The following is a 20,655-nucleotide window of genomic DNA, read 5'->3' on the forward strand; positions in this document are numbered from 1 at the left end:
GAGCGGCCCTCTCCGATTCCGGGGCCGACGCCCCGGCCACCTCGGACTCCCTGACCGTTTCCGAGTCCCCGACAGACGATTCCCCGACCGACCCTGTGGCCGGTTCCGTGACCGATTCCGACGAGCCGCCGGCTGGTCCGGCGGCGGCGGGGTACGCGACGGCGGCCCCGCCCGGCGCGGTCGCCACGGCGGGCGCCGCGCAGGCGGCCCCGCGCCTCGGCCCGTCGCCGAGACTGGCGGTGATGTTCCTGCTGCCCGCGCTGCTGCTGCTCGCCGCGTGGGTCATCTATCCGATCGTCTACTCCATCTGGCGCAGCCTCTACGACTCGGCGGGCGACCGCTTCGTCGGGCTGGGCAACTACCTGTCGATCTTCACCGACTCCTCGACGCTCACCACGATCAGGAACAACATCATCTGGGTCGTGGTGGCCCCGATCATCGTCACCGCGCTCGGCCTGATCTTCGCGGTGCTCACCGAGCGCATCCGGTGGTCGACGGCGTTCAAGCTCGTGCTGTTCATGCCGATGGCCGTCTCCCTGCTCGCCGCCGGGGTCATCTTCCGCCTCGTGTACGAGCAGGACCCCGACAAGGGCGTGGCCAACGCCATCATCACGAGCGTCCACGACGCCTTCTCCTCCAGCGCGAGCTACCCCGGAGCCCGGCCGCGGGAGAACGACCAGGCGCCCGCGGTCGCGCAGGGCGGCGCCGTGGTGACGAAGCAGCAGGTGCAGGCGGGCACTCCGGTGCTGATCCCGCTCGTCGGACTGAACCACGACACGGTGAAGGACGCCCCGGCCGCCAAGGCCGCCCCCGGCGGCGACGGCCTGAGCGGCACGGTCTGGCTCGACGTCGTCCGCGGCGGCGGAGGCACGCTGAACCAGATCGACCCGCAGGAGAAGGGCCTGGGCGGTATCACGGTCGAGGCGGTCTCCGGCGGCGCGGTCAAGGCGACGACCGAGACGGCCGCCGACGGCACGTTCCGCTTCTCCGGCCTCCCGGCCGGCTCCTACGTCGTACGGCTGCCGCAGTCGAACTTCACGGCGCCCTTCAACGGGCTCACCTGGCTGGGGCCGGCGTTGATCACCCCCGCGATCATCGGCGCGTACATCTGGGTGTGGGCCGGATTCGCGATGGTGCTGATCGCGGCCGGGTTGTCGGCGATCCCCCGTGACGCCCTCGAGGCGGCCAGGATCGACGGCGCGACCGAGTGGCAGGTGTTCCGGCGGATCACCGTGCCGCTGCTGTCGCCGGTGCTGCTCGTCGTCTTCGTCACAATGATCATCAATGTGCTGAAGGTCTTCGACCTGGTGTTCATCATCGCCCCCGGCTCGGTGCAGCCGCAGGCCAACGTGATCGCGCTGGAGATGTGGCGCGTGTCGTTCGGCGGCGGCGGCAACCAGGGCCTGGGAAGCGCGCTGTCGATCTTCCTGCTCGTGCTGGTGGTGCCGTTCATGATCTTCAACATCCGCCGGTTCAGGAGGGACGAGGGATGACGACCCTGGCCGAACCCCGGCACGCGCAGCCGCTCGAGCGCAACCTGTTCGGACGGGTGGCCGACCGCCTCGGCGGCGGCCTGGTCCAGGTCTTCATGGTCCTGGTCGCGCTCTTCTGGCTGCTCCCGACCCTCGGGCTCCTCGTCGTCTCGCTACGCGGCGAGACCGAGAACAACTCCTCCGGCTGGTGGACGCTGTTCACCAAACCCGCGCAGCTCACGTTCGACAACTACTCGAACCTGCTCGCGTCGGGCTTCGGCTCGTCGTTCTGGAACACCGTGCTCATCACGGTGCCGGCGACGTTGCTGGTGATCGGCATCGCGGCCATGGCGGCGTACGCGTTCGCCTGGATCGAGTTCCCCGGCAGGGACCTGGTGTTCCTCGTGGTCATCGCCCTGCTGGTCGTCCCGGTGCAGATCGCGCTGATCCCGATCGCCAAGCTGTACGGATTCCTCGGGATCTTCGGCTCGATTCTCGGGGTCGTGCTGTTCCATGTGGCGTTCGGCCTGCCGTTCGCCATCTTCCTGCTGCGCAACTTCTTCGTGGGCATTCCGCGCGAGCTGCTCGAGGCGGCGCGGATGGACGGCGCGCCGGAGTGGCGGATCTTCGCCACCGTGGTGTTCCCGCTGGCCAAGCCCGCGATCGCGTCGCTCGGCATCTTCCAGTTCCTGTGGGTGTGGAACGACCTGCTCGTCGCGCTGGTGTTCGCCGACACCGAGAACCAGCCGATGACGAAGGCACTGCAATCCCAGATGCGGCAGTTCGGCACGAACGTGGACATCCTCGCGCCGGGCGCGTTCCTGTCGCTCATCATCCCGCTGGTGCTGTTCTTCGCCTTCCAGCGGTATTTCGTACAGGGCATGCTCGCGGGCTCGGTCAAGTGACCGGCCGGAGGCCCCGGATCGTCCGGGGCCTCCGGCATCACCGCGGCCGACCCGGGAAATGTCCCGTGTATGGCACAGCATGCCGAAAGGACGTCGGATGCCCGCTTCACGGGGGTAAGCGGGCATCCGATCTTTCCGCTGCCGGGCCGTACGGGGGCGGAAAAGCCGATAGAGTGCGCGGACATGTCAGGACGTCCGTTGCACGAACTCGTGGAAGCCGGGTGGGCCGAGGCCCTCGCACCCGTGGCCGGGCGGATCGCCGCCATGGGCGACTTCCTCAGGCAGGAGATCGCGGAAGGCCGCCAGTACCTCCCGGCGGGGGACAACGTCCTCCGCGCCTTCCAGCAGCCGCTGAGCGAGGTCCGGGTGCTGATCGTCGGCCAGGATCCCTACCCCACCCCCGGGCACCCGGTCGGGCTGAGCTTCTCCGTGGCCCCCGACGTACGGCCGCTTCCGGGCAGCCTGGTCAACATCTTCAAGGAGTACATGGCCGACCTCGGCCACCCCACCCCGCCCTCGAACGGCGACCTCACCCCCTGGACCGAGCAGGGAGTGCTCCTGCTCAACAGGGTGCTGACGGTGATGCCGGGCAAGCCCGCCTCCCACCGGGGCAAGGGCTGGGAAGAGGTGACCGAGCAGGCCATCAAGGCGCTGGTCGAGCGGGGCGGGCCGCTCGTGGCGATCCTGTGGGGCCGCGACGCCCGCAACCTGCGGCCGATGCTGGGCGACGTGCCGTGCATCGAGTCGGCCCACCCCAGCCCGCTGTCGGCGCGCAGCGGGTTCTTCGGCTCCCGTCCGTTCAGCCGGGCCAACGCCCTGCTGGAGCAGCAGGGCGGGGCGCCGGTCGAGTGGAAACTGCCGTGACGGCTTGCCGATAGGATCACCACCATGAGCGATGGAACGGACACCGGTCGCTACCTGCGGCTCACCGTCGACCTGGTGGTCGAGGTCCTCGATGTCGACGCGCTGCAGGCGGCGGCGCTCGCCGAGATCCGCGACCCCCAGGCCGAACTGGACGACGCCGAGCGGCAGGAGCAGATCGAGCTGGTCAACTCCGATGAGACGGGCGCGGCGGCCCTGCAGTGGCTGATCGAGCCCGACCACGTGCTGGGCCTGGTCGAGCACGTGGCCGAGGTCGAGCCGCGAGAGGCGATGCTCGGCGTGGAGCCGTCAGAGGGCGTCCTGGAGGACGAGGACGACCACGAGCACGACCACAACGAGCCGGGCCACATCCACTGAGGCCGAGCCTGTCAGAGGCCCGGCCACAATCACTGGGGCCGGGTCTGCTCAGGCCGACCCACATCTACCGCGCGGCGAGAAAGGCCGGCGCCTGATCGAGACACTTCGCCCGGAACGCCTGCACGACGAAGAGGTGCGGGGCCAGGGCCGGAACCGCGGGTGAGCGCCACGGGACCGCGGGCAGGCGCCGGCACCGCTCACACCGGCCGAAGAGGCTGATGCGATCCGGCCGGGGGCTCCACACGTATGGCATCGCCGGGCCGGACCTCGCCGCCCGCGATGACGATGCCCATGACCCCGGCCTTGCGCACCAGGTTGCCCTCCTCGTCCCGGTCCAGCACGGCCTTCAGCAGCCCGTCCTGGAAACCGTCGAGTTGCACGCAGGGGTTGCGCAGGCCGGTCACCTCGACGACGGCCGTCTCACCGAGGCGCAGCCGCGTCCCGGTGGGCAACGCGAGCAGATCGACGCCTCTGGTGGTGACGTTCTCTCCCATGTCCCCCTCCCGTACGGCGAAGCCCGCCGCGCGCAGTTCGTCGTGCAACTCCGCGTGGACCAGGTGCACCTGGCGCAGGTTCGGCTGGCTGGGATCGCGGGCGACCCGCGACCGGTGCTTCACGGTCACTCCGGCGTGCGCGTCCCCCTCGACGCCCAGGCCGGGCAGCAGCCGGATCGACTCCAGCGGAGTCTTGCTGAAGGTGTGGGTGGCGCTGCGGCTCACCGCCGTCACTCTGCTCGTCATGCCTTCTCCTCTCCGGGCGATCGATCCATTCCGCGCACGAGGGCGAGAAGGCGGTCAAGTAGATATTCGTCACACGGGGCCTGCTCGCTGACCCACGCGATCGCGTTGACCAGCGTGAGGAGGTCGGCGATCTCGATGTCGCCGGGCACCCCGCCGTCCCGTTGCGCGCGTTCGAGCAGGGCGGAGCCGGTGGCCCGGATCCGCTCGTGGCACGCCGCGAGCGCCGCGTCGGCGTCCGGCGCGGGCGGTACGGCCATCCGGGCGGCCACCAGGCCTCGCATCGCGGTCGCGTGCTCGGCCACGGCCCTCAGCCAGGTGCGCAGCGCCTCCGCCGGCGACGGGTGTCCGAGCAGGTCACGTCCTTTCTCGCACAGCGCCGCCACGTCGTCCCCGATGATCGCCACGAGCAGGGCTCCGAGGGTGGGGAAATGGCGATACAACGTGCCGGGGCCCACCCCCGCACTCTGCGCGATCTTGTTGAGCGACGCCTGAGCCCCCTGCTCGGCGAAGGCGGCTCTGGCGGCGCGAAGCACGCGTTCGCGGTTGTCCCGCGCGTCGGCCCGCATCCGCCGGCCCCCGGGAGCGCCAACCGGCGAGCCCGCGCCCGCCGGCCCAGCGGCCGATGAAGCCGCATCGCCCACCGGCCGAGCGACCGATGAACCCCGATCGTCCACCGGCGCGGCGGCCGGTGACCTCACGTCGCTCGCCGTCTGGTCCGCCTGCCGCCGGCGCGCCTCGGCACTCTCAATCGTCACTTCCACCCTCACATTGCCATCCGGAGAGGTTCTCCGTATTCTAACCGCACCCCAACCGGAGAAGTTCTCCGGTTGAGCGTGTGGAGGTGGGACCTTCAATGAAGATCGGTGTTCTCGTCGGTGAGGTGCGGGGGGCCGTGACGGCCGAGCAGTTCGCCGGCCAGGTGCGTGCGGCGGCGGACGCCGGTTTCGCCACCGCCTGGACGGCCCAGGCGCTCGGATGGGACGCGCTGACCGCGCTGGCGATGGCCGGCGCGCAGGTGCCGGGCATCGCGCTCGGCTCTTCCGTGGTGCCGGTGCCCGCACGTCATCCGCTGGTGCTGGCGAGCCAGGCCCTGAGCGTCCAGGCGGCGAGCGGGAACCGGCTCACCCTCGGCATCGGTGCCGGGATCGCGATGATGACGCGGACGATGTTCGGCCTGTCCGCCGAGCGGCCTGTCGCCCGGATGCGTGAATACCTGTCGGTGCTCCGTCCCTTGCTCAGGGGCGAGCACGTGAGCCATCGAGGCGAGGCGTTCACCGTGGAGAGCGCCGTGCACGTTCCCGGCGCCGCGCCGCCGCCCGTGCTGCTGGCCGCGCTCGGCCCGGCCATGCTGCGCCTGGCGGGCGAGCACGCGGACGGCGTGGTGACCTGGATGACCGGTCCTCGCACCCTGGCCGGCCACATCGTCCCGACGGTCACGCGGGCCGCCCATGCTGCCGGGCGTCCCTCTCCCCGCGTCGTCGCGGGGCTGATCGTCTGCGTGACGGACGACGAGGAGGGCGTCCGGCGGCGGATCGCCGGGGAGTTCGGGCTGGCGGGCCAGGTGCCCGAATATCGTGCGGTGCTCGACCGGGAGGGCGCGGACGGCCCGGAAGACGTCGTGATCGTCGGTGACGAACCGGCGGTTGTGCGCCGGATCCGGCGGCTCGCCGAGGCGGGGGTCACCGAGTTCGCCGCGTCGCCCTACGGTGACGCGCGCGAGCAGGAACGCACCCTCGCGGTGCTCGCCGGCCTCGCCGGATCGGCCGGCCACTCGACGTGAGACCCCCGGCCGCTCGGACCACGCAGAGCCGGCCCACGGTGCCGGCGACTTCCCGACCGATCTGGCCGGACGGGACCGGTCAGGAGCCCAGGACCTCCTCGCGCCGCCGGGCGAGGGACTCCTGCTGACGGCTGAGCTCACCACAGCGGTCGGAGACCTGGTTGACCATCGCCGCGACCCACTCGGCCACCTCGCGGACGGCCTCCGCCGTGCGGGCGATCCGCTGGTGCTTGATGGCGTCGGTGATGATGTTGTCGAAGAAGACGTCGGCGAACCAGCGCGTGTCCACCTTCGGCAACTGGGGCGCGGCGCGGACGCCGATGTCGGCCAGCTCGCGGGAGAACCGGTCGAGCGCTCCCTGCGCGTGCCAGGCCGCCTCGTCGGCCTGGCGCAGGTGCCCGTGCTCGACCATATCGGCGAAGCCGCCGCCGCTGCTGAACATGTCCCAGGTCGAGGCGCCGCGGGCGCTGCCCAGATGCCGCATGACGTAGCCGACCGCCTGGCCCGCGGCGACCCCGGCCTGCTGCGCCTCCTGGTGCTCACGCAGGTCGGCGCCGACGTTCGCCAGCCGGGCGGCGATGTCGGCCAGCTCCCGCCCACGCGGATCCCCCGATTCGACCAGCATCCGTTCCTTGCGGGCGAGCAGCACCTCCAGCTCCTGATGTGGGTTGCCGAGCTCCGCGAGGGCCTGGTCGGTGGTCCGCAGATCGCCGCTGAGCCACTCCAGGCGGGTGCGCTGGCCGGTGACCCGCTGACGGGCCGCCGCCGCCTCGGCCCGTTCCCGCGCCAGGCGCTCCTCCTTGCCGCCGGTCAGACCCGCCAGGAGGGCGGAGAAGCCGCCCTGTTCCAGCTTGGCGACGTCGCGATCCTCCTTGGCGAGCTGCCGCTCCAGATCCGCGAGCATGCCACGGACCTCCTCGATCTGAGTCAGGAGAGTGGCACGCTGCCGGGTGAGCTGGTCCCGGCGCCTGGCGCGGTCCCGCGCGTCCCGGATCTCGTCGTCGATAGCAGCAAATGGGGTCACACTTCACAGACGTGCGGTAGACCCCCAAACGTTCCCGTGGCGCTGCCCGATCACGTGGTCAGGTGACCAGCACGATCGTGCCGCTGGTTCTGCCGGGCTGCCCCTGAGTCCGACTCAGGCGACCAGCAGGCCGGGGGTGTGGTGCGGGTGGGGGTTCCCTCCGTGACCGCCGGGCAGGCGGAGCTTGAGGCAGGAGCGGGCGGCGGCGGCCGGCGTGAGGCGCACGCGCAGGAGTCCGTTCTCCAGGCCGGGGGTACCGGGCGGGGACCCGTGCTCGGCGCCGGGGGCGCGGACGGACCCGCTCTGCGGGTCCGCTCCGCCGGACAGCACGGCGAAGTCGATCCCCGCCAGCCGGAGGCGGCGGGCGACGCCGCGCCAGGGCGGCGGCGTTTCGGCCCGCCACTGGGGGCCGACTGTCCACCGGGAGCCGGTGGACAGCCAGGCGAAGTGACCCGCGAGCAACGACTCGGCCACGGCCCGCAGCACGGTGACCGCGCACAGGCTGTGTGCGCAGGCGAGGCCGGTCAACGCGATCTCCGGCAGACCGAAACGCCGCAGGCCGCGCGAGGTCGTCACGAGGCACGAACAGTCCCCGCCGCCATCGGCTCCCGCAGGTGCGGCAGCGCCCAGGTCACACGCGTCGTCCTCGTCGGCGCACGACACCCTCCAGCCCAGCCAGTCGTCTCCGAGGTCGAAGTCGCGCCGCTCCCCCGGGCACTCGGCGCAGTGGTAGACGGCCGCCCCGGTGAGCGGGTCGTACAACGTACCGCGGTAGGCCTCCGCGATCCCGCGCGCGGCCGCCCTGGCGACCTGGGCGGCCTCGGGTTGTTCCTCGACGGGGGCGGTGCTCGTCACCACCACATGATGGCGGGCCCGTCTCACCCGTTTGAGGTCCTCGGCGCTCAGGTCCATGCGCCGCCATGGAGACCGCGCCGACCGGAACGCCTCCAGCTTCAGCCGTGGCGTGCCGAGCGCGTCCCTGGCGGCGCGCCGGTGGGACGGCCCCATTCGCCAGGGGACGATCGACGAGAGATCGGTCGGCGTACGGTCCGTGGCGACGACGAAGACCGACGAGGTCTGCGCGGGCACGGGATAGGTGATTCGCATGGCTCCTCCTCCGCGACGTGCTGCATCTACAACCGCCGAAGCGGCCGCGGGAGGTGCCGCGGGAGCAGGCGGCCCCGCGCCTACCGCTCCCCGCACTCCCGCAGGGCCACAGCCTGCGCGAATCCACCGTCGTCCGGCCCAACCGAACGCCACTCTGTGGACAGCCGACGAACAGAACGGGCGAATCTCCGCGCCGCATCGCCCCGGTCCACAGGTCACGGGTCAACGGCCTGTCCGGCGACCGTCTAACCGGCCCTGCCGAAGATCAGGAGCCGATGGGCCTCCAGGGTCCCCTCCGGCAGGTTGTCGGGCGTGCACCACCGCGCCTCCAGGATCTCCCTGGGGTCGAGCTTCATCGTGCCGCCCACGAACTCGGCCTCGTACGCCACCTCGACCCGCAGCCGGTAGCCGCTTTTGAGCTGGACGAGCTCACCGACGCGCACCTTCAGACCGGTCTCTTCGCGCACCTCCCGGACGACCGTGTCCTGGAACGTCTCCCTCTTCTTGGCGCAGCCGGTGGGCAACCCCCATTGCCGGCCTTCCGGCCACAACCGGTGCCGGAGCAACAGAACCCGCCCGTCTCCGTCGCGAACGATCCCCGTGACGCCGACCATGAACTTCGCCTCCGAAATCCACAGCAGTCGCCACTGCATCGAGCCGCCGATGCTCCGCCACAGCCGGGCGACCAGATCGTCCACGTGATTCCTTTCATCCGCGACACGGCAAAAGGACATCATCACAGGCCCGGCCGCCGGCTCCGCGTCACTTCCCGCCAGAGGGACGCCCATTGGCCGGCGGTCAGGTCCTTGGGCAGCGCGTGCGGCGCCACCCCCGCCTCACGCGCCCAGACGCGTACGGCCCTGCGGTCCAGGCAACCGATGCGTTCGAGGATCTCCGCGAGGCCGCGCCCGCGCCCGGTGAAGACCCGGCGCACGAGATCCTGGTACGGCCCTCGCTCGGCGACGAGAGGTACGGCTCTGCGCGTCATCGTGAGCAGGCCGCCGTCGACCGAGGGGGCGGGCCGGAACGAGCGGGCGGGCACCCGCGCATGCACCTCGAACGCATACCACGGCCACCATGCGGCGGTCAGCATGCTGGCGCCGCCGACGCCGGCCCGCCGCCGGGCGACCTCCCACTGGACCAGCAGCACCGCCGTCCTCCAGCCGGACGCCGCGAGGAGCCGCCGCATGATCGAGGTCGTGAGATGGAACGGCAGGTTTCCGACGACCACGTGAGGATGCCGGGGAAACCGGAACCGCAGGATGTCGGCGGCGACGACGGTGACGTTGGCCGGGACGCGCCGGGCCAACCGGCGTGCCCGCCCGGGATCGACCTCGACGGCCGTCACCGGCCTGCCGTACCGGCTCAGGGGAAGCGTGAGCGCCCCGTCCCCCGCGCCGACCTCGACGATCGGGCCCGTCGTCCTGGCGACGAGTTCCCCTACGCGTGCGACGACCGTGCGGTCGACGAGAAAGTTCTGGCCGAGCTCGTGCCGTCCGCCCTGATGAACCATGGAAGTGCTCCGCGAGTGCGCGATCGGAGCCGGGCAGCGCGAAGCGCCGCACCGGCGAGGACACCGATGGCGGCGGAGCCGTACGAGAGGAAGGATCCGCCGCTACGAGCGGCGGATCTTCGTGAAGCATGCGAAGCAGCACATGGGCGTCACCCTAGCGAGCACGACGGGGGGACCCGCAAACCATTTCCCGCAACATGTCTTCCGCACCCGCTGCCACCCGCGCGGCGGCGGCCGTCCTACTGGGAGGCGTTCTCATTCCAGGTCATGTCGATGCGCTGCCCGATGACCTCGTATCCGGCGCGGAGGAACGCCCGGGCCATGGGGACGTTCCCGACGTCCGTGGCGGCGCGGACACGCGGGACACCCTCCCCGGCGAGGATCCGCGTCCCCTCGGCCAGCAGGTCGTCGATGTGGCCCCTGCCCCGGTGGGCGGGCACGACCCCGATGTACGCGATCATCGCGTTGTAGGCGTTACGCGCCGGGATGACGAATCCCACGGGTTCGCCCTCGGGTGAGGTGCCGATCCGCCACCATTCCCGTGGGCTCGGGTAGTGGGCGAGCTCGTCGTCGTAGTGCTGGGCCGCGGCCCGCTCGGCGGGCATGTGAACGAGCTCGGCGCGGCTGTGGGCGTCGAGCGTGCCGTCGAGGACGAGGGTCATCAACGCGACCAGTTCCTGCCTGCCGGTCACGGGACGGAAGGCCAGCCGCCCGCTCGGCGGCGCGATGGGCGTGCCCGGCCGCCACTCCAGCCGCAGCCGTTCGACGAGCAGCCGGGCGCCGGCCCGCTCCAGCACGGCGACGCGGTCCTCGACGGCACGCCTCGCCTCCGCCTCGTCACGCCACCGCGGGGGGACGAACACGTTGTATTCCGGCGGACGCACCCCCACCGGCAGCACCGCGGCGCTCGCGGTCTCATACAGCCGGACCCCGGCGTCGATGCTCGCCGGACCGGGCGTGGTGTCGTCGAGGTCGAGGATGTCCAGCAGCGCCGGCGCCTCGCCCGCGCGCGGGGCCCACCAGGCCAGCCTGGCGACGAGGCGGTCGCCGCGCAGCGCCATCCACATCCACTCGGGCCGCCGGCGGCCGGAGGCGAGGTCGTCGTCCAGCTCGTCGTTCAGTACGTAGGGCAGGCGGCGAAAAAGGTCGAGTTCCGCACGCCCCGCGATGGGGCGCATGATCAGGTTGTCGGGGTTCACTGCACTTCCTCAGGTGAGGCGTGCCGCTCGCGCCCAGGGGTCAGCGTCCGGCTGTGCCCCGGGAAGGAACCGGCACGACGTTCTCGGCATACATCGGCTCGTCCCTCCTCTCGTCGTCGAAGATCCGCCCTGTTCTATCGGACATGTGGGCCGGCCCGCCAATCGTTTTCGGCCGGCGAGACCGCCGGCCGGTGGCCCGGCCCGTCCACCGAGTGCCGCAGGGGCCGCCGGGCGGTCCCTGCGGCCGGCCCTACCGGGCCGCGGCCCAGACGTCCGGGGTCAGCTGCAGTTGCCCCACGTCAGGCGGCCACCGCTCGCGATCTCCCCGTCCACGCGCGTGTCGGCGACCGTGCCGTAGTACTTCACGCACTTGCCCTTGGCGTTCAGCTTCACCGGGCCCGCGTAGTACTTGTACTTCTTCAGGTGGTCGATCTTCTCGGCCGTCCTCCCGTTGGCCAGCCGCACCATGAGCTGGGCGGAGGTCCTCGTGGGAGTGCCGACGTACGCCGACTTGATGGTGACGACGCAGTTCTGCCCGGTCGAGCGGTTGTAGAGCAGGTAGACGCGCCCGAAGACCTGCCCCGACGGGGTCTTCACCGCCCGGCTGCCGTCGTGGGTGACCCGGCCGAAGCCGGAGCCGCACACCCCCTCGGGGGTGTAGCCGGCGGAGATCGCGTATGCCGGGTTGGCGACGAGCCCTCCGACGGCCAGCGCCGCTGCGACGACGACCGTACTCGCGGACCTGCGCATACGTTGTCCTTTCCCAACCGCCGCCCTCCGTCCGGGCGGCGTCCTGGCGATCATCCTTGCGGATCATCAACCAGGAGATGACCGAAACAGTCAAATTTGGGCAAGGCCAATCACTTCGACGCTGCGAGTACGGCCTCCGCGAGCGCCCGCGCGGCCAGGGCGGGACGGGCGCCGGGACGGGTGACGGCGTGGGCGAGCACGCCGTCGATGAGCACGAGGAGCTGGTCGGCGCCCGCGTCGGGAGCGGGGTGCCCGTGGCGGGTCAGCTCCGCCGCCATCAGCCGGTGCAGCCCCTCCTTGAAGGCCCGCACCTCCGCGTGCGCCGGATGCGCGGGGTCGGTGAGCGTGAGCTCGGCCGCGGTGTAACGGCAGCCGCGGAAGGCCGGCTGCGAGGTGATCGCGTCGAGCTCGTCGAACACGGCCAGCACCCGCTCGCGCGGATCGTCCCCCGCCTCGTTCATGACCTGGCGGTAGCGGTCCAGCCCGCCGTCACTGCGCAGCACCTCGGCCACGAGGCCGTCCTTGCCGCCGAAGTGCTGGTAGAGCGAGCGTCTCGCGACATCCGCCTGCTTGAGTATCGCGTCGACGCCCACCTGCACGCCCTGGCTGTAGGTGAGCTCTCTGGCGGCGTCGAGCAGCCGCTCGCGGGGGCCGGGTCTCGTCGTCACGTGACGATTCTGGCACGCGCTTGACAGTAGATCAATCGGTCTATCTAATTAGGCGGCGTATACCGATCGTTCTATTCACCCTGGGAGTGCGAATGGCCCGCGCGGGGACTCTCCCCACCGTGCTGACCGGCGTCTTCGTCGCGATCCTCGATTTCTTCATCGTCAACGTGGCCATCCCCACCATGCAGCGGGACCTGCGCGCCGGACCCGCCGCCGTCGAGTGGGTGGTCGCCGGATACGCCCTGGCGTACGGCTCCGGGCTGGTCCTGGGCGGACGCCTGGGCGACGTGTTCGGCCGGCGCCGGATGTTCGCCCTCGGCCTCGCCCTGTTCACGCTCGCGTCGGTCGCCTGCGGACTGGCCCCCGACGCGGGTTCGCTCGTGGTCGCCCGCGTCGTCCAGGGGGCCGCGGCCGCCGTGCTCGCCCCGCAGGTGCTCGCCGTCATCCGCACCGCCTACAGCGGCGCCGCCCAGGCCAGAGCCGTCAACGCGTACGCGTTGACCATGGGGCTCGCGGCCGTGTTCGGCCAGTTGGCCGGGGGCCTGCTCATCCAGGCCGACCTGTTCGGCCTCGGCTGGCGGGCCTGCTTCCTGATCAACCTCCCGATCGGCGTCGTCGCGCTCGCCGCGACCTGGCGGGTGATCCCGGAGAGCCGGGCGGCCGGCGCCGTACGACTGGACCCCGGCGGGGCCGCCCTGGTCACGCTCGCGCTGGCGGCCACGCTGCTGCCGCTGATCGAGGGCCGCGAGCAGGGGTGGCCGGTGTGGACCTGGGTGTCGTTCGCCCTGGCGGTCGCCCTGCTGCTGGCCTACGCCCGGCGGCGGCACGACTCACCGCTGATCGACCTCGCCCTGTTCCGCGAGCGCGCCGTCACGGCGGGGCTGCTCACCAACCTCGCGTTCTCGATGGGCATGGCGGCGTACTTCCTGATCTTCGCCATGTACTCCCAGGAGGGCCGGGGCCTGGACGCCCTGCAGGCGGGTCTGGTCTTCACGCCGATCGGCGCGGGCTACCTCGCGGCATCGCTGGCGGCGCCGCGCCTGGCCGCGCGCTTCGGCCGCCAGATCATCGCGTTCGGCGGCCTGACCAGGGCGGTGAGCCTGGCCGTCCTGCTGGTCGCGGTCGCGGGGAACGCGCCGATCGGCTGGCTGGTGCCCGTGCTCGCCGTCGACGGAGCCGGCATGGGGCTGGTGCTGTCGCCCATCATGGGGACCGTCCTGTCGAGGGTCGCCCCGCACCACGCCGGCGGCGCCGCGGGCGCCCTGACCACGGCCCAGCAGGTCGGCGGCGCACTGGGCGTCGGCATCATCGGCATCGTCTTCTACAGCGCCCTGTCCGGCGGCGTCACCGTGGCGTTCCAGCACGGGCTCGTCTACCTCATCGTCATCACCCTGGCCATCGCCGCTCTCGTCCAGTGGCTTCCCCGCGCCAGGGCCGCAGCCTGACCGTCATCAGCGAGGAGAACCATGAACGACCTCAACGACCTGGCCCGCCGCTACGTCGCCGTGTGGAACGAGCCCGACGCCGCCGTGCGCCGCGAGATGATCGACCGGCTGTTCGCCCCCGACGCCGCCCACTACACCCCATCCCTGGAGGCCCACGGCCACGCGGAGCTGGAGGTGCGCATCGCCGCGTCGTATGACAAGTGGGTGGCTCCGGGCGCGTACGTCTTCCGGGCCGTGGAGAACGCGAGCGGGCACCACGGCGCGGTCCGCTTCAACTGGGAGATGGTGCGGACCGCCTCCGGCGAGGTGGACTCGGTCGGGTTCGACTTCCTCTCCCTCGGCGAGGACGGCCGGATCAGGACCGACCACCAGTTCATCGAGAGCTGACCGCACCGCTCGGCCCTCGCGTACGGATCACCCCACGACGCGAGGGCCGCTCACCCGGCCGCCGGAAGGCGTCCGGCGACGCCGGAAGGCCAGGGGCGTCACGAGGTCAGCGGAGGCGCCTTCCTGGCGGAGCCGCGATAGGTCTCGGGATCGTAGCGGCGCTCGCTGTCGTCCAGCTTGGCATGCGCGGCCTCGACGAGGTCGACGCCCAGCGCGTCGGCCAGCCTGACCAGATACAACGTCACATCCCCGAGCTCGGCGCGAACCCTGCGCAGGGCGTCCTCGTCGAGCTCGCGCGACTCCTCGGCCGTCAGCCACTGGAACTCGGCGACCAGCTCCCCCGCCTCTCCGGCGAGGGCCATCGCCAGGTTCTTGGGCGTGTGGAACCTCTCCCAGTCCCGCTCGCGGACGAACTCGCGCAGCCGGGCGGTCAGGTGCTCCAGTTCCCCGCTCACGTCAGCCGACCCTACTCGGCGGCCGTACGGCGCCGTGGGCGAGGCCGTCGGCCACCAGCCTGGCCAGGTCCTCTCCGAGCATCGCCGCCTCTCGCAGGGCCGACCGGAAGCCGGCCAGGCGCCGGAACGCCTCGCCGTAACGGCGTTGCTCCTCCATCGGCAGCAGCGGCAGCTCCGCACGCCGTACGTCCACCCGGTAGCGCGAGGACATGGAGGTGTAGTGGCGGACGTTCACGGACGCGCAGAGGAAACCGGCGAGGAAGTCGGGGTCGAGCACCTCGGGATCGGGCCGCAGCAGGGACAGGAAGGGGCCGAGCAGGGCGTCGCCCTTCGTCACCACTCGCGCGACCGGGACGGTCACGACCTGCGGCACGACGACGTCGCCGGGCCGCGTGACGATCGGCCTCGCTCCGGCCTGCTCCCAGGATCCCGTCGCGGGCCGGTCCTCGAGCACGTCCTCGACGGTGAGCACCGGCGCCCCCCGAAGGGGCTTCTCCCCCGGCCGGGCCGGCGTCTGCTGCTCGACCACGAGCATGCCGCGCCGCACCAGCTCGGGCAGCGGGACCAGGGCGAGCTCGTCCGCCGGCACCGCCGCGACGGACGGCAGCAGCCCGGCGACGGTCCGCAGCAGCTCGTCGAGCCGGGAGCGGGCCCCGGCGATCCGCTCCGGTGACAGGTCGTCGGCGGCCGTGGACAGGTAGCGGGCGGGAGTGAGGTCCACGTCCTCGTCGAGCAGATCGACGAGCGGGACCGACCTGCTGACACCCGGCTCGTCCAGCTCACGCCCCTCGCCGAACTCGCGCCAGGCCGCGGCGGCCACCGCGGCGTAGTCGTCCGGCCTGCCGGAGGTGTCGACCATCAGCACACTGCTCGGCGTGCCGCCCTCCGGCGGCTGGCACAGGATCCACAGCGTCAGGCCGACCGCCACGTTGGGCACGGCGCCCTGCGGGAGCGCGATGACCGCGCGCAGCGCGCCGCGCCGCAGCAGCTGGGACCTGATCCGCCGGCCCGACCTGCGGCTGGCGACGGCCGGAGGCATGAGGAGCACGGCCACACCTCCCGGCGCCAGGTGGGCGAGCGCGTGCTGCACCCAGGCCAGCTCGGGCTCCACGCGCGGCGGCAGACCGTACTCCCACCGGGCGTCGGCCGTCAGCTCCTCGTAACCCCAGTTGCGGTCGTTGAACGGCGGGTTGCACACCACCGCGTCCACCAGCTCGCCGGGGAAGGCGTCCGCGCGCAGGGAGTCTCCCGGCCTGATCCGCGCGTTGTCGCAGTGCAGCGCGAGCCGTACGGCGGCGAGCCGCGCGGCGACGGGATCGACGTCCTGGCCGAGCAGCCGGGCCCCCGGCGAGCGCTGGAGCGCGCGGCCGAGGATGCGGCCAGATCCGCAGGCCGGGTCGAGCAGGGAGCCGAACCCGTCGCCCACGAGGTCGAGCGTCAGTGTGACGATCTCGGCGGGGGTGGAGTAGACGCGCCGGGTGTGCACCTCGAAGTACCGCTCGCGCAGGAACTCGAAGGTGTCGCGGGCGCCGCGTTCCGCGGCCAGCCGGGCGATCGAGCGGACCAGCGGCACGCGGGCCGCCGGAACGGTCTCGGGGAACGCCTCCGCGCTGACGGTCTCCACGCACGCCGCGCGCACCCGGGCCGGTAACTCGCGCGCCACCTCCTCGTCCGTCCCGGCCGAGAGCCTGCCCCACTCGTCCGCCTCGTGCTGCACGTACACCAGGAAGGCCCCGAGGTCGGCGATCAGGTCGGCGAGGTCGTCGTCGTCGACGGTGGTGCGCAGGTCCTGCCAGAGCCACTCGTCCGGTGGGAGGTCCCTGCCCTCGGCGTGGCCGCGCAGCCACTCCCGGATCTCCGTGAGGGAGAACGCCGGGCTGGTGGACGTGCCTCCCACGGGCTCGGGGAAGTCGTCGTGCCTGCGCCGCCAGTTGCTGACCGCCGCACGTCCCACGCCGGCCAAGCGGGCGATGTCCGCCGCGGTGACGTGTACGTCTCGCCGCACGCCGCTCCGCCTTCCGCCAGTACTTGGATCCGACCGGACCATATCCGATGCCTCGGACATGGGCAACGTCGCATCAAGGTCTGGTTGATTGTGTCAACACATGCTCTAATGGACGCCAGGAGTCGTCATGGAAGGGAGCAAGGATCGTGAGCACCCCCATCACTCGCCTCAGGTCACTGCGTCGCGGGCGCGCGATCCATCTCCTGGACATCGAGAACCTGACCGGAAGCCCTCTCCCGAGTACCCACGACGTACGGCGGGTGATGACCGCCTACCAGCGGACGGTGCCGGTGGGGCCGCTGGACCAGTTCATCGTGGCGGTCAACCACAACGCGCTCGTCTCCGTGGGGATCGCGCTGCACGGGGTGCAGTTGCTGGCCCGCTCGGGCCCGGACGGCGCCGACCACGCCCTCGACGACGCGGCCCGTACGGCCCGGGTCGACCTGCGGTTCGAGCGGGCGGTGATCGGATCGGGCGACGGCTACTTCGCCGACCTCGCCCTCTGGCTGGCCGGCCGCGGCCTGCACGTGACCGTCGTCGCCCAGCGCACCTGCCTGAGCTGGCGGCTCTACACCGCCGTCCCCGACACCGTCACCTTCGAGCTGCCTGCCGCCCAGGCCGCCTGAGGCCTACCCTCGCCCGAGCGGCGCGGGCAGGATGGGGACATGATCGACTATGTGGTGATCGGGGCCGGGTCGGCCGGATGCGTCCTGGCGAACCGGCTGTCGGAGGATCCCGCCGTCCGCGTGCTGCTCGTCGAGGCGGGCGGCGCCGACCGCCACCCGCTCTACCAGGTGCCCAAGGGATTCGGGAAGCTGTTCGACGATCCGGGGAAGGTCTGGCACTACCGGACACAGCCGTTCGGTCCCGACGGGCAGGCCGAGATCTGGCCGCGCGGCCGGGTTCTCGGCGGGTCGAGCTCCATCAACGGCATGGTCTACAACCGCGGTCACCGCGCCGACTACGACGAGCTCGTACGGCTCGGCAACCCCGGGTGGGGCTGGGACACGATTCTGCCGATCTTCCGGGCTATGGAGGACAACGCCCTGGGCGCCACGGCGACGCGCGGGGCGGGCGGGCCGCTGCACGTGTCCCCTCCGCGCGACCCCGATCCGCTCTGCGACGAGATGATCGCATCCGGAGCCGCGCTCGGCCTGACCGCGATGGCGGACGTCAACGAGTCCGACGGCGAACGCGTCGGCCACGCGATGGCGACCATCAAGGACGGGCGGCGGTTCAGCGCGGCCCGGGCCTTCCTGCACCCCGTACGCCACCGGAGCAACCTCACCGTCGTGACCGGGACGACGGTGACCGGGCTGCTGTTCGACGGCGACAAGGTCGTCGGGGTCACCGCCCGGGACGCCGGCGGCGCCACCGTCGAATACCGGGCGGCCCGGGAGGTCGTCCTGTCCCTGGGCAGCCTGGGCACGCCGAAGCTGCTGCAGTCGTCCGGCATCGGCCCAGCGGAGGTGCTGCGGGCGGCCGGTGTGGAGGTCCGGCTTGACCGGCCGATGGTCGGCGCCCGCATGCGCGAGCACCGGTGCCTGGCACTGAAGTTCCGGCTGAAGGACGACCTGGGCTACAACCGCATGCTGTCCACACCGCTGCGGCAGGGCGTCACCGCGCTGCGCTACCTGCTCAACCACAAGGGACCGCTGGCCGCGCCGGCCTACGACGTGATCGCCTTCCTCAAGACCCGGCCAGAACTGGACCGGCCGGACGCCCAACTGCTGATGGGGCCGTGGTCGGTGGCGACGTACCGGGCGGGCGAGACGGTCACGGTCGAGCGGCAACCCGGGGTCTCGGTCGTCGCCGAGATCCTCCGCCCGACCGCGGAGGGCAGCGTGGCCATCACCTCCGCCGACCCGGACGCGCCGCTCCACATCGAGCCCGACTACTTCGGTTCCGAGCACGACCGGCGCGTCGGCGTCGACCTGTTCCGCCGCATGCGCGAGTACTTCGCCCAGGAGCCGATCGCGGGACGGCTGGCGTCCGAGACGTTCCCCGGTCCCGGGATCGGCTCGGACGAGGAGATCATCGACGCGGCGCTCGGCGGCGGCTACTGCGGCTACCACGCGCTGGGCACCTGCGGCATGGGACCGCACGACGACGACGTGGTCGACTCGCGGCTGCGCGTGAGAGGGCTCGACAACCTGCGCATCGTCGACTGCTCGGTGCTGCCCACCATGATCTCGGGCAACCTGAACGGCCCCATCATGGCGATGGCCTGGCACGCCGCCGACCTCATCCTCGACAGGGCCTGACCGCTCAGACCTCCGCGATGGCCAGGGAGCGGGCGGGGAGGTCGAGGACGTGACCGGTCAGGCGGGCCGACTCGTCGGAGGCGAGCAGGAGCCGTGACGCGGCCAGCCGTACGGGCACCGGGCCCTCGGCGAAGTTGGCGGCGATCCGCAGCGCACCGCGTTCGATCACCACGACGCGCTGGTCCTCGTCCACCTGGACGCGCACCCGGTCGAGGCGGGGATCGGTGAGGTCGGGATGGGCCTTGCGGAGCGCGAGCAGGTCCCGATACCAGCCCAGCAGCGAGGCGTGCTCGCCCTTGGCCGGCTCCTCCCAGTCGAGCTTGGAGCGCAGGAAGGTCGTCTCCTCGCCCGGCTCGGGAGCCTTCCAGTCGTAGCCGAAGCCTTCGAACTCCTTCCTGCGCCGTTCGCCCTCGCCCTCCGCCAGGTGCGGCTCGAAGTGGTCGGTGAAGAAGTAGAAGGGGGTGGTCGCCCCCCACTCCTCGCCCATGAACAGCATCGGGGTGAACGGCGAGGTCAGCAGCAGCCCGGAGGCGAGGCGGAGCTGCTCGGGCCGCATGCGGTCGCCCTCGGGCCGGTTGCCGATCTGGTCGTGGTTCTGCGCGCAGCAGACGAACCGGTAGCCGGGAACCCCGGTCGCCGGCCTGCCGTGGGAGCGGCCGCGGAACGACGAGTAGGCGCCGTCGTGGAAATAGCCCGATGTCAGCACCTTGGCCAGGGACGACAGCGTGGCGAAGTCGCCGTAGTAGGCGTTGGCCTCCCCCGTGACGTTCGCGTGGATGGCGTGGTGGACGTCGTCGTTCCAGCTCGCGTGCATGCCGAGGCCGCCGGCCTCGCGCGGGGTGACCATGCGCGGATCGTTGAGGTCCGACTCGGCGATGAGCGTCAGCGGGCGGCCCACAGCGGCGGACAGCGCGTCGACCTCGGCCGACAGCTCCTCCAGGAAGTGGACGGCGCGCTTGTCGTGCAGGGCGTGCACGGCGTCGAGGCGCAGCCCGTCGACGTGGTAGTCGCGCAGCCACTGCAGGGCGTTCTCGATGAAGTAGCGCCGCACCCCGTCCGAGCCGGGCCCGTCCAGGTTGACCGCGTCGCCCCAGTAGGACCCCTTCGCGTCGTGGAAGTAAGGCCCGAACCTGGCCAGGTAGTTCCCGGACGGCCCGAGGTGGTTGTAGACGACGTCGAGGATCACGCCGAGACCGGCCCGGTGGCAGGCGTCCACCAGGCTCTTGAGGCCGTCGGGCCCGCCGTACTCCTCGAAGACCGCGTAGAGCTCGACGCCGTCGTAGCCCCAGTTGCGCTTTCCCGGCACGGGCGGCACCGGCATGATCTCGACGAAGTCGACCCCGAGGCCGGTCAGGTGGCCGAGCCGGTCGGCCACCCCCTGGAAGGTGCCCTCGGGCGAGAACGTGCCGACGTGCAGCTCGTAGATCACCCCGCCGCGCAGGTCGCGCCCGTGCCAGCCCTGGTCGGTCCAGGCGAACCTGTCGTGGTGGTAGACCCGGCTCGGGCCGTTCACGCCGTACGGCTGGCGCCGCGTCCGGGGATCGGGGAACGGCCCGTCGCCGTCCACGTAGAAGGCGTAGTCGAGGTCGTGCTCGTCGCCGGAGGCGGTCCACCGGCCGTCCTCGCCCCGCGACATCTCGTGCCGGGCGCCCCCGTGCTCGACCTCGACCCGCGCCGCCCCGGGCGCCCAGACCTCGAACAT

The 20,655-nt window shown here is 71.8% G+C and carries 21 protein-coding genes; 9 read left to right on the plus strand and 12 right to left on the minus strand.

The window, feature by feature from the left end; all coding sequences use genetic code 11:
- Window positions 1-107: 107 nt before the first annotated feature.
- The 4 genes from ACIBK1_RS18405 to ACIBK1_RS18420 all read left to right on the plus strand — a co-directional run bounded on the left by ACIBK1_RS18405 (window position 108) and on the right by ACIBK1_RS18420 (window position 3,616).
- The gene (locus ACIBK1_RS18405; protein ID WP_396736298.1) at window positions 108-1,493 is read left to right on the plus strand and encodes an ABC transporter permease; all 1,386 of its coding nucleotides are present in this window, start codon (window positions 108-110) and stop codon (window positions 1,491-1,493) included.
- Window positions 1,490-2,377, plus strand: coding sequence for a carbohydrate ABC transporter permease (locus ACIBK1_RS18410; RefSeq protein ID WP_030510528.1), 888 nt, complete (start codon window positions 1,490-1,492; stop codon window positions 2,375-2,377). The genes ACIBK1_RS18405 and ACIBK1_RS18410 overlap by 4 nt, the downstream gene beginning before the upstream one ends.
- A gap of 183 nt (window positions 2,378-2,560) precedes the next feature.
- Window positions 2,561-3,241: a uracil-DNA glycosylase gene (locus ACIBK1_RS18415; protein WP_030510529.1), complete on the plus strand. Its 681-nt coding sequence runs from the start codon at window positions 2,561-2,563 to the stop codon at window positions 3,239-3,241.
- 24 nt (window positions 3,242-3,265) lie between these two features.
- Entirely contained in the window at window positions 3,266-3,616 is a 351-nt protein-coding gene (locus tag ACIBK1_RS18420) for a hypothetical protein (RefSeq protein ID WP_030510530.1), read from the plus strand.
- A gap of 197 nt (window positions 3,617-3,813) precedes the next feature.
- Here the strand turns inward: ACIBK1_RS18420 and ACIBK1_RS18425 are convergent, their stop codons facing one another.
- Both ACIBK1_RS18425 and ACIBK1_RS18430 read right to left on the minus strand, forming a co-directional pair.
- The gene (locus ACIBK1_RS18425; protein ID WP_030510531.1) at window positions 3,814-4,356 is read right to left on the minus strand and encodes an MOSC domain-containing protein; all 543 of its coding nucleotides are present in this window, start codon (window positions 4,354-4,356) and stop codon (window positions 3,814-3,816) included.
- Window positions 4,353-4,922, minus strand: a complete 570-nt coding sequence (locus ACIBK1_RS18430) for a TetR/AcrR family transcriptional regulator (RefSeq protein WP_396736303.1) — start codon at window positions 4,920-4,922, stop codon at window positions 4,353-4,355. Before ACIBK1_RS18430 ends, ACIBK1_RS18425 begins: the two co-directional genes overlap by 4 nt.
- Before the next feature lie 287 nt (window positions 4,923-5,209).
- On the opposite strand from ACIBK1_RS18430, the gene ACIBK1_RS18435 reads away from it, so the two are divergent.
- A complete protein-coding gene (locus tag ACIBK1_RS18435) occupies window positions 5,210-6,136 on the plus strand; it encodes a TIGR03564 family F420-dependent LLM class oxidoreductase (RefSeq protein WP_030510533.1) in 927 nt (308 codons plus the stop codon).
- Window positions 6,137-6,215: 79 nt separating this feature from the next.
- On the opposite strand, the gene ACIBK1_RS18440 is transcribed toward ACIBK1_RS18435, so the two are convergent.
- From ACIBK1_RS18440 to ACIBK1_RS18470, 7 genes are all read right to left on the minus strand, one after another.
- The gene (locus ACIBK1_RS18440; RefSeq protein WP_396736307.1) at window positions 6,216-7,160 is read right to left on the minus strand and encodes a hypothetical protein; all 945 of its coding nucleotides are present in this window, start codon (window positions 7,158-7,160) and stop codon (window positions 6,216-6,218) included.
- Window positions 7,161-7,274: 114 nt separating this feature from the next.
- Window positions 7,275-8,267, minus strand: coding sequence for a hypothetical protein (locus tag ACIBK1_RS18445; RefSeq protein WP_396736310.1), 993 nt, complete (start codon window positions 8,265-8,267; stop codon window positions 7,275-7,277).
- Window positions 8,268-8,512: 245 nt separating this feature from the next.
- A complete protein-coding gene (locus tag ACIBK1_RS18450; protein ID WP_396736313.1) occupies window positions 8,513-8,965 on the minus strand; it encodes an NUDIX domain-containing protein in 453 nt (150 codons plus the stop codon).
- 38 nt (window positions 8,966-9,003) lie between these two features.
- Entirely contained in the window at window positions 9,004-9,780 is a 777-nt protein-coding gene (gene erm, locus ACIBK1_RS18455) for a 23S ribosomal RNA methyltransferase Erm (RefSeq protein ID WP_036408133.1), read from the minus strand.
- A 239-nt stretch (window positions 9,781-10,019) separates the two neighbouring features.
- Window positions 10,020-10,979 (minus strand): GNAT family N-acetyltransferase, encoded by a 960-nt coding sequence (locus ACIBK1_RS18460; RefSeq protein ID WP_396736316.1) that lies wholly within the window; start codon window positions 10,977-10,979, stop codon window positions 10,020-10,022.
- Window positions 10,980-11,258: 279 nt separating this feature from the next.
- Entirely contained in the window at window positions 11,259-11,729 is a 471-nt protein-coding gene (locus ACIBK1_RS18465; RefSeq protein WP_030510539.1) for a hypothetical protein, read from the minus strand.
- Window positions 11,730-11,839: 110 nt separating this feature from the next.
- Window positions 11,840-12,397, minus strand: a complete 558-nt coding sequence (locus ACIBK1_RS18470) for a TetR/AcrR family transcriptional regulator (protein ID WP_076434803.1) — start codon at window positions 12,395-12,397, stop codon at window positions 11,840-11,842.
- Between the two features lie 92 nt (window positions 12,398-12,489).
- On the opposite strand from ACIBK1_RS18470, the gene ACIBK1_RS18475 reads away from it, so the two are divergent.
- Together ACIBK1_RS18475 and ACIBK1_RS18480 are read left to right on the plus strand one after the other, a co-directional pair.
- Window positions 12,490-13,842, plus strand: coding sequence for an MFS transporter (locus ACIBK1_RS18475; protein ID WP_396736319.1), 1,353 nt, complete (start codon window positions 12,490-12,492; stop codon window positions 13,840-13,842).
- A 21-nt stretch (window positions 13,843-13,863) separates the two neighbouring features.
- On the plus strand, window positions 13,864-14,229 hold the full coding sequence (locus ACIBK1_RS18480; RefSeq protein ID WP_030510542.1) for a nuclear transport factor 2 family protein: 366 nt from the start codon (window positions 13,864-13,866) through the stop codon (window positions 14,227-14,229).
- A gap of 98 nt (window positions 14,230-14,327) precedes the next feature.
- Here ACIBK1_RS18480 and ACIBK1_RS18485 read toward each other — a convergent pair whose 3' ends face one another.
- On the minus strand, window positions 14,328-14,684 hold the full coding sequence (locus ACIBK1_RS18485; protein WP_357313952.1) for a nucleotide pyrophosphohydrolase: 357 nt from the start codon (window positions 14,682-14,684) through the stop codon (window positions 14,328-14,330).
- A gap of 1 nt (window position 14,685) precedes the next feature.
- Complete coding sequence (locus ACIBK1_RS18490; RefSeq protein WP_396736323.1) at window positions 14,686-16,689, minus strand: N-6 DNA methylase; 2,004 nt, start codon at window positions 16,687-16,689, stop codon at window positions 14,686-14,688.
- A gap of 146 nt (window positions 16,690-16,835) precedes the next feature.
- Here ACIBK1_RS18490 and ACIBK1_RS18495 point away from each other — a divergent pair, with 146 nt between their 5' ends.
- Entirely contained in the window at window positions 16,836-17,315 is a 480-nt protein-coding gene (locus ACIBK1_RS18495) for a PIN domain-containing protein (RefSeq protein WP_051762213.1), read from the plus strand.
- A gap of 39 nt (window positions 17,316-17,354) precedes the next feature.
- Window positions 17,355-18,953, plus strand: a complete 1,599-nt coding sequence (locus ACIBK1_RS18500) for a GMC family oxidoreductase (protein WP_396736326.1) — start codon at window positions 17,355-17,357, stop codon at window positions 18,951-18,953.
- A gap of 4 nt (window positions 18,954-18,957) precedes the next feature.
- Here ACIBK1_RS18500 and treZ read toward each other — a convergent pair whose 3' ends face one another.
- Window positions 18,958-20,655, minus strand: a complete 1,698-nt coding sequence (treZ, locus tag ACIBK1_RS18505; RefSeq protein WP_396736329.1) for a malto-oligosyltrehalose trehalohydrolase — start codon at window positions 20,653-20,655, stop codon at window positions 18,958-18,960.

Origin of the sequence: Microbispora rosea (genome assembly GCF_044460045.1) — a bacterium.
GTDB classification, from domain to species: domain Bacteria; phylum Actinomycetota; class Actinomycetes; order Streptosporangiales; family Streptosporangiaceae; genus Microbispora; species Microbispora rosea.

Excerpts from the sequence above, each read along its gene's own strand:
- ACIBK1_RS18410 (WP_030510528.1), top strand. The coding sequence starts at position 1,490 with ATGACGACCCTGGCCGAACCCCGGCACGCGCAGCCGCTCGAGCGCAAC.
- ACIBK1_RS18415 (WP_030510529.1), top strand. The coding sequence starts at position 2,561 with ATGTCAGGACGTCCGTTGCACGAACTCGTGGAAGCCGGGTGGGCCGAG.
- ACIBK1_RS18420 (WP_030510530.1), top strand. The coding sequence starts at position 3,266 with ATGAGCGATGGAACGGACACCGGTCGCTACCTGCGGCTCACCGTCGAC.
- ACIBK1_RS18425 (WP_030510531.1), bottom strand. The coding sequence starts at position 4,356 with ATGACGAGCAGAGTGACGGCGGTGAGCCGCAGCGCCACCCACACCTTC.
- ACIBK1_RS18430 (WP_396736303.1), bottom strand. The coding sequence starts at position 4,922 with ATGCGGGCCGACGCGCGGGACAACCGCGAACGCGTGCTTCGCGCCGCC.
- ACIBK1_RS18435 (WP_030510533.1), top strand. The coding sequence starts at position 5,210 with ATGAAGATCGGTGTTCTCGTCGGTGAGGTGCGGGGGGCCGTGACGGCC.
- ACIBK1_RS18445 (WP_396736310.1), bottom strand. The coding sequence starts at position 8,267 with ATGCGAATCACCTATCCCGTGCCCGCGCAGACCTCGTCGGTCTTCGTC.
- erm (WP_036408133.1), bottom strand. The coding sequence starts at position 9,780 with ATGGTTCATCAGGGCGGACGGCACGAGCTCGGCCAGAACTTTCTCGTC.
- ACIBK1_RS18465 (WP_030510539.1), bottom strand. The coding sequence starts at position 11,729 with ATGCGCAGGTCCGCGAGTACGGTCGTCGTCGCAGCGGCGCTGGCCGTC.
- ACIBK1_RS18475 (WP_396736319.1), top strand. The coding sequence starts at position 12,490 with ATGGCCCGCGCGGGGACTCTCCCCACCGTGCTGACCGGCGTCTTCGTC.
- ACIBK1_RS18480 (WP_030510542.1), top strand. The coding sequence starts at position 13,864 with ATGAACGACCTCAACGACCTGGCCCGCCGCTACGTCGCCGTGTGGAAC.
- ACIBK1_RS18500 (WP_396736326.1), top strand. The coding sequence starts at position 17,355 with ATGATCGACTATGTGGTGATCGGGGCCGGGTCGGCCGGATGCGTCCTG.
- treZ (WP_396736329.1), bottom strand. The coding sequence starts at position 20,655 with ATGTTCGAGGTCTGGGCGCCCGGGGCGGCGCGGGTCGAGGTCGAGCAC.